Source organism: uncultured Sphingomonas sp., assembly GCF_964244265.1.
Lineage (GTDB): Bacteria > Pseudomonadota > Alphaproteobacteria > Sphingomonadales > Sphingomonadaceae > Sphingomonas.
This window is the reverse complement of record NZ_CAXTHV010000056.1, coordinates 1-6,415: the sequence shown is the minus strand read 5'-3', so window position 1 is coordinate 6,415 and position 6,415 is coordinate 1. Positions and strand designations below refer to the sequence as shown.

General features: G+C 69.5%; 7 protein-coding genes. 3 read left to right on the top strand and 4 right to left on the bottom strand.

What is annotated here, in order from left to right:
• Both rlmN and ACFE7K_RS15295 read right to left on the bottom strand, forming a co-directional pair.
• A partial coding sequence (rlmN, locus tag ACFE7K_RS15300; protein WP_375399058.1) for a 23S rRNA (adenine(2503)-C(2))-methyltransferase RlmN occupies positions 1-728 on the bottom strand: 728 nt, incomplete at its 3' end.
• Between the two features lie 44 nt (positions 729-772).
• Positions 773-1,951, bottom strand: a complete 1,179-nt coding sequence (locus tag ACFE7K_RS15295; RefSeq protein WP_375399057.1) for an NAD(P)/FAD-dependent oxidoreductase — start codon at positions 1,949-1,951, stop codon at positions 773-775.
• Positions 1,952-2,072: 121 nt separating this feature from the next.
• Between ACFE7K_RS15295 and ACFE7K_RS15290 the strand changes: the two genes are divergently transcribed.
• Positions 2,073-3,281, top strand: a complete 1,209-nt coding sequence (locus ACFE7K_RS15290) for a PEPxxWA-CTERM sorting domain-containing protein (protein WP_375399056.1) — start codon at positions 2,073-2,075, stop codon at positions 3,279-3,281.
• Here the strand turns inward: ACFE7K_RS15290 and ACFE7K_RS15285 are convergent, their stop codons facing one another.
• Positions 3,282-3,755: a hypothetical protein gene (locus ACFE7K_RS15285; protein WP_375399055.1), complete on the bottom strand. Its 474-nt coding sequence runs from the start codon at positions 3,753-3,755 to the stop codon at positions 3,282-3,284.
• A gap of 23 nt (positions 3,756-3,778) precedes the next feature.
• Positions 3,779-4,417: a histidine phosphatase family protein gene (locus ACFE7K_RS15280; RefSeq protein ID WP_375399054.1), complete on the bottom strand. Its 639-nt coding sequence runs from the start codon at positions 4,415-4,417 to the stop codon at positions 3,779-3,781.
• A 135-nt stretch (positions 4,418-4,552) separates the two neighbouring features.
• Here ACFE7K_RS15280 and ACFE7K_RS15275 point away from each other — a divergent pair, with 135 nt between their 5' ends.
• Together ACFE7K_RS15275 and dnaN are read left to right on the top strand one after the other, a co-directional pair.
• A complete protein-coding gene (locus ACFE7K_RS15275) occupies positions 4,553-5,206 on the top strand; it encodes an outer membrane protein (RefSeq protein ID WP_375399053.1) in 654 nt (217 codons plus the stop codon).
• Positions 5,207-5,327: 121 nt separating this feature from the next.
• Positions 5,328-6,415: DNA polymerase III subunit beta (dnaN, locus tag ACFE7K_RS15270; protein ID WP_375399052.1), on the top strand; the 1,088-nt coding region annotated here is incomplete at its 3' end.

Below are 6,415 nucleotides of genomic sequence, written 5' to 3'. Positions count from 1 at the left end.
CCCGCGCGCGCCATCATCGGCACGACGCCGCTGGTCGACAGCGTGATCCGCCGCTTCGACAGCGCCAGGCCATCGCCGTCCATCACCAGCTTGAGCGCATCGCGGACGGCGTCGAAATTATAGAGCGGCTCGCCCATCCCCATCATCACGATGTTGGTCAGCATCCGCCCCTCGGGCTGCGACGGCCATTCGCCGAGCGCGTCGCGCGCGAGCATGACCTGGCCGACGATCTCGCCCGCGGTCAGGTTGCGGACCAGGCGCATCGTGCCGGTGTGGCAGAAGCGGCAGTTGAGCGTGCAGCCGACCTGGCTCGACACGCACAGGGTCCCCCGATCGGCGTCGGGGATGAACACCATCTCGTAATCCTGCGCGTCGGGCGACCGCAGCAGCCACTTGCGCGTCCCGTCGGTCGAGACCTGCGCCTCGATCACCTCGGGTCGGCCGACGACGAACCGCTCGGCCAGCCACGGGTGCTGTGCCTTGGCGATGTCGGTCATGTCCTCGAACCGCGTCGCACCGCGATTGTAGATCCAATGCCAGATCTGCTTGCCGCGCAACTTCGCCTGACGCGCGTCGAGGCCGGCCTCGGCGAGCGCGGCGCGGAGATGGTCCTTCGACAGGCCCATCAGATCGACACGCCCGTCCGGCCGCAGCGTCGCCGCGCGCGGGACGGTCACGGGGTCGATATGCCCGGCAATGGGCATGGCAGCGGCCGCTTCTGTCAGCATGGCCGCGACATAGGGCAAAACGTCTCGTGATTCCAGCGAGCCCCCTACAGCGCCTCCCCCGCCGCCCAGCCGCTCGCCCAGGCCCATTGGAAATTGTAGCCGCCGAGCCAGCCGGTGACGTCGACCGCTTCGCCGATCGCGTACAGGCCCGGCACCCGCGTCGCCGATAGATCGCGCTGCGACAGGCCATCGGTGGCGATGCCGCCGACCGTGACCTCGGCCTTGGCGAAGCCTTCGGTGCCGTTCGGGAGAAAGGTCCAGTCGCGCAAGCGCTTTTCCCCGTCAGCGAGCACCGCGTCGCGGGTGTCGGCGAGCGTCGCGGCGACGCCGAGCTGCTCGGCGAGCGTGGCGGCGAGGCGGTCAGGCAGCGTATCGCCGAGCAGCCTACGCAAGGTCGTGCGCGGGGCGGACCGTTTGGCGGCGACCAGCCAGCCGGCGTCTCGGCAAGGCAGGAAGTCGATGCCGATCGCCTGACCGTGCCGCCAATAGGAGGAGACCTGCAGGATCGCCGGGCCCGACAGCCCGCGATGCGTGAACAGCGCCGCCTCGCCGAACCTCGCGCCGCCGCAGCGCGCGACCACGGGCGTCGCGACGCCCGCGAGCGAATGGAACAGCGCCTCTCCGGGCGGCAGCGTCAGCGGCACGAGCGCGGGGCGGGGCTCGACCACCATCAGTCCGAAGCGGCGTGCGAGGTCATAGGCGAAGCCGGTCGCGCCAAGCTTCGGAATCGACGGCCCACCGGTGGCAATGACCAGCCTGGGGGCGTCGAACGCGCCGCCGTCCGTCGTCACGGTGAAGCGGCCATCGGCATGGCCGACATCGCGGATCGCTTCGCCCAGCCGCAGCGTCACGCCGCCCGCATCACATTCGTCGAGCAGCATCCGCACGATCTGCGGCGCCGAGCCATCGCAGAACAATTGCCCCAGCGTCTTCTCGTGCCAGGCGATGCCATGCCGCTCGACCAGCTCGACGAAGTCCTGCGGCGTGTACCGCCCCAGCGCCGAGCGCGCGAAATGCGGGTTGGCAGACAGGTAACGGTCGGGCGCAGTGTGGAGATTGGTGAAGTTGCACCGGCCGCCGCCCGAGATCAGGATCTTCGCGCCCGGCTCGCGGCCATGGTCGATGATCAGCACCCGCCGCCCGCGCTGCCCGGCGACGGCGGCGCACATCAACCCGGCCCCGCCCGCGCCGAGCACGATCGCATCGAAGGGACCGGGAGCCATGACTGCCCTGTAGCGCACGCCGTCCGGTTCGCCAGTCGCGCGGGGCCGCATGGCCGGGCCATCTGGCCGACGCGAAGACGGCGCGGGCGGGGTACGCCGCGGGTGGATATGGGGTAAAGCAATGGGTCACATCACACGTGGCATCCTGGTCGCAACGGCGGCGACCATTGCGTTTGGCGCGAACGGCGAGGCGGCGGCGCAGCGACAGATATTGACGGCGGTCAATGCGGATCCGGTTGCCGACACCGGCGACGAGACGAAGGTCTCCGCCACCGCCGGCGCGACGGTCGCCACCACCTTCGGCGGAGCCGACGCGCGCGCCAAGACCGATTTCGGCGTCAACAAGATCTATGCCAGCGGCGGCGAATCGAGCTACGCTTATGCCAGCTCGGCGTGGCTCGACACCTTCACCGTCGGAGGGGCGACGGGCAACGCCGTCCACCTCAGCTTTGCCTTCACGATCGACGGCGCGGTCGGGGGCACGAGCCCGTTCGCGGAATGGAACTATCAGGTCTATGCGATGCGCGGCGGCAACTGGTCGCTCAATGGGTATGGCGGCGAGGCGAACAGCAGCTCCGGTCTGCGCAACATCGGCCTCGGCGACGGTTACGATACGCTGATCCTGCAACAGACGGTCGCCAACCCGAACGGCCGCATCACCCGCGCCGACGCACGCGACTTCGACGGCTTCTGGAACTACGCCAACGTCAACGGTGACACGGGCAACCTGTTGAGCAACGTCGAAAAGGTCTCGTCCGCGCAGGGGACGTATTACGAGGTCACGAATCCGTCCGGGCCGAACGTCATCCGCCAGCGGTTCTACGCGGATCATTTCGAGCGGGCCGTCAACGACGGTGCCTATGCCTCCTTCCAATATGGCAATGCTCAGGCTGGCGGTCCGCAGGCGCTGACGACATACAACAGCCTGCTAGCCAATTACTCGCTGATCGCGACCGGCGGGCTATGCGCGGGGCCGTGTTCGGGGATGACGTCGGGGATGACGATGATCGATCCCACCACCTTTACGCTCGACTTCGATCTCGCGGCCGGCTCGGTATTCACGCTGGCGAGCTGGCTCTATGCCGACGATGTGAGCGACGGCGCGGTGGATTTCTTCAACACCGCGAAGGTCACCGGCGTCAGCGTCTCGACCGGCGGAACGCTGTCGAGCGCGAGCGGCGCGCTGACCGCGCTGCCGGGCGGCGGCTATGGCTATCCGGCTGCCGTCGCGGGCGTGCCCGAGCCCGCGGCCTGGACGATGATGATCACCGGCTTCGGCCTGATCGGGGGCGCCCTGCGCCGACGCCGGGGGACGCCGGCCATGGCCTGATCACCGCCTCGCGCAGCCGAGCGCCGCGGCGTCGATCGCCGTCGCCGCGCCGGCGAGCGCATAGACGTCCGCGAACGGCCGGCCCGTCGCTCCCACCGCCTCGACGCTCATGCTCCGCCCCGAGCGCATCGCCGTCACGATCGCGCGGTCGCTGGGCGCGTCGGCGGCCCAGGCGTCGAATTCGCCCGCGACCAGGGTGAAGCGGCGCTCGCCGATCGACAGCGTGACGTCCGCCGCGCGGTCGCGCGCGCGGCTGAGCCGGATCGCTAGCGAGTTGCGCAGGCCGCGCCCCGGCCAGCTCGCGACGCTGGCGAAGCCCTGCGCGCGGCCCCCCGCCGCGATCGGCCGGGCGATGGCGAAGCAGCGCGCGGGCCGGGCGTCGCGCAACGCTCCCCAGCCCTTGTACACCCCCAACGTGTCGCGCGCCGCCACAGGCGCGGCCAGCACCAGCAGCGCGAGCGCCACGCGCTTCACGCCGGCGCGTGGCCCGGGCCCAATCACGCGGGAGCGTGACCCGATCCGACATGCGGCACGCTCTCGCGACCGGCCTCGATCAGCACCACCGAGCCCTGGGGCAGCCCCGGCGCGATCGGCGCATCGAACGCGGGGTGCGCCTCGGCCCCCGTCATCAGCCCGCGCAGCACACGGCTGGAGATGCCGTGCATGATGACCACCCGGTCGCCGGGCTCGTCGTCGGTATCCGCCACCCAGCCGCCGACCCGCCGCGCGATCGCATCATAATGTTCGCCGTCGGGCGCGGGGCGGAGCAGGCCGTCGGCGGTGATCACCGGCCCGACCTCCTCGATCACATCGGCGTAATAGCGCCCGCCCCAGCCGCCCATGCCGATCTCGACCAGCCGGTCGTCGGTCTTCGCGCCATGCCAGTCGAGGTCGAGATGCTCGGCGATCACCGCCAGCGTCTGCAACGCCCGCCCGCTCGGCGACGACCACAAGGTCAGCATCGGCTTCGCGCCGAGCAGGTTGCGCAGCGCCCGCCCCATCTCGTCGGCCTGCGCGAACCCCGCGCGGGTCAGCGGCGTGTGCGGCCAGTCGCCCTGCAACCGCCGCGCGGCATTGAACACCGTCTCGCCGTGCCGGGCGATGAAGTCCCGGCCCTGCCTTCGCCCCGTCGTCATCCCCGGGCATTCAACCCCGTCGGGCGGAAACGCAACGTTTTTCACATGAGACAAAGTTCATGCAACCTCCCGCCGCGCCGCGCGCTTCGTCGACCCTCTCCGGCAAAGCGGGGAGCGTATCGAATGGAGTATCTCATGCGTAAGCTTGTTCTGGCCCTGTCGGCCGCGTCCGCGTTCAACGCCGTCCCCGCCCTCGCGCAGGAAACAAACCCCACCTTCACCGGCCCCCGCGTCGAGGCGACGCTCGGCTACGACCATGTCGGCGCTGGCTCCAGCGTATCGAACAACAATGGCCGCGACGATCAGAAGATCGACGGACTGCTGTACGGCGGCGGCGTCGGCTATGACGTCGCGCTGGGCGGCCTGGTGATCGGGGCCGAGGGCGAGGCGACCGGCTCGACCGCGCGCAACAGCCAGGACAGCTACACCTCGACCTTCGGTTATGGCCGCGTCCGCCAGGGCCGCGACCTGTATGTCGGCGGCCGCATCGGTGTGCTCGCCAGCCCGACGACGATGATCTACGCCAAGGGCGGCTACACCAACTCGCGGCTGCGCGTGCTCGCCGGCGACACCACGCAGACCACCGACACCAGCTTCAATCTCGACGGCTATCGCGTCGGCGCGGGCGTCGAGCACGTGCTGTCGCCGCACAGCTATGCCAAGGTCGAGTATCGCTATTCGAACTACGGCCGCGCCTCGGTCCTGTACGGCTCGGGCGCGACGAGCGGCAAGTTCGACGTCGACACCGACCGGCATCAGTTGGCGGTCGCCTACGGCTTTCGGTTTTAAGCTTCAGGTTATCCACGTCGGGAAGGGCGGGGGCGCTTGCTCCCGCCCTTGCTCTTTGGCTAGGCTCCCGCCGACATGGCCCCCGCGTGATAGAGTCGCGGTCTGGGCGGGGGGTTCGATAATGAAGGCCACGATCGAGCGCGCGACCCTGTTGAAGGGGCTGAGCCACGTCCAGTCGGTGGTGGAGCGGCGCAACACCATCCCCATCCTGTCCAACGTGCTGCTGGAGGCGACCGCCGAGGGCGCGCTCAGGCTGATGGCGACCGATCTCGACCTTCAGGTCAACGAGCAGGTCGCCGCCGCGGTCGACCAGCCGGGCGCGACCACCGTGTCTGCCCACACGCTGTTCGACATCGCGCGCAAGCTGCCCGAGGGCAGCCAGGTGTCGCTCGCCGCCGCCGAGGGCCGCATGGCGATCCGCGCCGGCCGCTACAATTCCTCGCTGCCGACGCTGCCGCGCGACGACTTCCCGGTGATCGCCGAGGGCGAGCTGCCGACGAAGTTCGAACTGCCGGCCGAAACGCTCAAGCAGATCATCGACAAGACACGCTTCGCGATCTCGACCGAGGAGACGCGCTATTATCTCAACGGCATCTTCTTCCACGCCAGCGAGGACGGGGGCCAGCCGGTGCTCAAGGCGGCGGCGACCGACGGCCATCGCCTCGCGCGCGTGACGGTGCCGCTGCCCGACGGCGCGGCTGGGATGCCCGACGTCATCGTACCGCGCAAATGCGTGGCCGAGCTGCGCAAGCTGCTCGACGAGATCGACGGCTCGGTCGGCGTGTCGTTGTCGGGGAGCAAGATCCGCTTCGATCTCGGCCAGGCGGTGCTGACCTCGAAGCTGATCGACGGCACCTTCCCCGATTATTCGCGCGTCATCCCGACCGGCAACGACAAGATCCTCAAGATCGATCCGCGTGGGTTCGAGGAGGGCGTCGACCGCGTCGCCACCATCGCCAACGAGAAGACCCGCGCGGTCAAGATGGCGCTCGACCGCGACAAGATCACCTTGTCGGTGACGAGCCCGGAGAACGGCACGGCGGCGGAGGAAGTCCCCGGCGAATATGCCGCGCAGGGTTTCGAGATCGGCTTCAACAGCCGTTACCTGCTCGACATCCTCGGCCAGATCGATGGCGATATCGTGGAGGTCCACCTCGCCGACGCCGCCGCGCCGACGCTGATCCGCGAGAACGACAAGGCCGCGGCGCT

What these genes read in the sequence shown, in the direction of transcription:
- ACFE7K_RS15295 (WP_375399057.1), bottom strand. Translation starts at nt 1,951, where the DNA reads ATGGCTCCCGGTCCCTTCGATGCGATCGTGCTCGGCGCGGGCGGGGCC.
- ACFE7K_RS15290 (WP_375399056.1), top strand. Translation starts at nt 2,073, where the DNA reads ATGGGTCACATCACACGTGGCATCCTGGTCGCAACGGCGGCGACCATT.
- ACFE7K_RS15280 (WP_375399054.1), bottom strand. Translation starts at nt 4,417, where the DNA reads ATGACGACGGGGCGAAGGCAGGGCCGGGACTTCATCGCCCGGCACGGC.
- ACFE7K_RS15275 (WP_375399053.1), top strand. Translation starts at nt 4,553, where the DNA reads ATGCGTAAGCTTGTTCTGGCCCTGTCGGCCGCGTCCGCGTTCAACGCC.